This window comes from Pseudomonas sp. I2, from assembly GCF_040984075.1.
In the GTDB taxonomy this organism is placed as follows: Bacteria; Pseudomonadota; Gammaproteobacteria; order Pseudomonadales; family Pseudomonadaceae; genus Aquipseudomonas; species Aquipseudomonas guariconensis_B.
Genome location: NZ_JBCGFQ010000107.1, coordinates 1 through 2,456, shown reverse-complemented (window position 1 = coordinate 2,456; position 2,456 = coordinate 1). Strand labels below are relative to the sequence as shown.

The 2,456-nt window shown below is 66.9% G+C and carries 2 protein-coding genes; both read left to right on the top strand.

Annotated elements, in window-relative coordinates:
• Window positions 1-797 (top strand): phosphopantetheine-binding protein (locus tag WCE05_RS25715; protein ID WP_368816808.1); only part of this gene is annotated, 797 nt, incomplete at its 5' end.
• Window positions 797-2,456 (top strand): condensation domain-containing protein (locus tag WCE05_RS25710; protein WP_368816807.1); only part of this gene is annotated, 1,660 nt, incomplete at its 3' end. The genes WCE05_RS25715 and WCE05_RS25710, both read left to right, overlap by 1 nt.

Genomic DNA, 2,456 nt, shown 5'->3' with positions numbered 1-2,456 from the left:
TGCCGGTGGGCGTGCTGGGCGAGCTGTACCTGGCCGGCGCAGGCCTGGCGCGCGGCTACCACCGCCGCCCGGGGCTGACCGCCGAGCGTTTCGCCGTGAGCCCATACGGCAATGGCGAGCGCATCTATCGCACCGGCGACCTGGCGCGCTACCGCGCGGATGGGGTGATCGAGTACGCCGGGCGTATCGACCACCAGGTCAAGCTGCGTGGCCTGCGCATCGAACTGGGTGAGATCGAGGCGCGCCTGCTGGAGCACGACCTGGTGCGTGAAGCCGTGGTGACGGTGCCGGACGGCAAGCAGCTGGTCGGTTATGTGGTGCTGACCGGCGAAACCGCCGATTGGCAGGCACAACTGGCCGAGCACCTACGCCGTGGCCTACCGGACTACATGGTGCCGAACCAGTGGCTGGCACTGGACAGCCTGCCGCTGTCGCCCAATGGCAAGCTCGACCGCAAGGCCTTGCCCGCCGTGGATGCCGCGCAATCGCAGCGTGCCTATGTGGCGCCGCAGAGTGAACTGGAACAACAGGTCGCGGCAATCTGGGCGCAGGTCCTCGGGCTTGAGCGAGTCGGCCTGACTGACAACTTCTTCGAACTGGGCGGGCATTCCCTGCTGGTGATCAATATCGTGTCGCGTATTCAACTCGAACTGGGGCTGAAGCTGGTCCCGCAACTGCTGTTCCAATACCCGGTGCTTGGTGCTCTGGTGGCGCAACTGCAAGCCACCGGCGCACAGGTGCAGGATTCGACCCTGAGCCGTCTGGAAGACCTGCTCGACGACATGGAGGGGCTGTGATGGACAGCACCGTTGCCGCGCGGATCGCTCGCCGCTTCATCACCTTGCCACTGGACAAGCGTGCCCTGTACCTGGAGAAGATGCTGGCCGAGGGCGTGTCCCCGGCCAACCTGCCGATCCCCGAGGTGCAGTCGGCCTTCGAGCAACTGCCGCTGTCCTTCGCCCAGGAGCGCCAGTGGTTCCTCTGGCAGTTGGAGCCGCACAGCAGTGCCTATCACATCCCCATGGCCCTGCGTCTGCGCGGCCGGCTGGATCGCCAGGCGCTGCAAGGTGCCTTCGAGCGGTTGGTGGAGCGGCATCAGACGCTGCGCACCCGTTTCGTCTTCGACCAGACGCGCCCATTGCAGGTGATCGACCCCGTGGCCGGATTGGTTATCGCCCATGAGGTGGTCGGGCCGCTGGACCTGGCACAACTGGAGGCCCGGGTGGCCGAGGAAACCCGTCAGCCGTTCGACCTCGAGGCGGGGCCGCTGCTGCGGGTCCGTCTGCTGGAGCTGGCGCCCGACGACCAGGTGCTGGTGCTGACTCAGCACCATATCGTTTCCGATGGCGTGTCGATGCAGGTGATGGTCGGCGAGCTGATCGCCCTGTATGCCGGCTTGAGCCTCGGCCAGGCGCCGACCCTGGCGCCGCTGCCGATCCAGTACGCCGACTATGCCCTGTGGCAGCGCCACTGGATGGAGGCGGGCGAGCGTGATCGCCAGCTGGCCTACTGGACCGAGCGCCTGGGCGCGCAGCAACCGGTGCTGGAACTGCCGCTGGATCACTCGCGGCCGGCGCAGCCCAGCTACCGTGGCGCGCGCTGCAACCTGCAACTGCCGGCGGCCTTGAGTCATGACCTGCAAGCCCTGGCCCGGGCCGAGGGTGGCACCTTGTTCATGCTGCTGCTGGCGGCATTCCACGCGTTGTTGCACCGCTACAGCGGCCAGGACGATATCCGCATCGGGGTGCCCAGCGCCAACCGCAACCGGGTCGAGACCGAAGGGCTGATCGGTTATTTCGTCAACACTCAGGTGATTCGTGCCCAGGTCGCCGGCGAACAGCCCTTCGTCGAATTGTTGCGCCAGGTGCGCCAGCACGCGTTGGATGCCCAGGCCTATCAGGAGCTGCCGTTCGAGCAACTGGTCGAGGCCCTGGCGCCGGAGCGCACCCTGGGGCTCAATCCGCTGTTCCAGGTGATGTTCAACCATCAAGCGGCCGGCCGTGGCGGGGCGACCAGCGCGCGCCTGGGCGACCTGCAGATCGACGGCGTGGACAGTGTCACCGAAGTGGCCCAACTGGACCTGACCCTGGAGACCCGCGAATCGCCAGAGGGATTGGAGGCGTCGTTCATCTATGCCACCGACCTGTTCGAGCGCTCGACCATCGAGCGGCTGTCGACCCACTTCATCAATCTGTTGCAAGGCATTGTCGAGCAACCGCAACAACCGGTGGCCGAACTGCCATTGCTGGCGGCCGCCGAGCGCGAGCGCACCCTGGTCACGTGGAACGCCACCGCTGAAAACTACCCGCTGGAGCAGAGCATCCAGCAGCTGATCGAGGCCCAGGTGCAGCGCACCCCGGATGCCCCGGCGCTGGCCTTCGGCGAGACGCGCCTGAGCTACGCCCAGCTCAACGCCCGCGCCAACCGCCTGGCCCATCGCCTGATCGCCCTGGGTG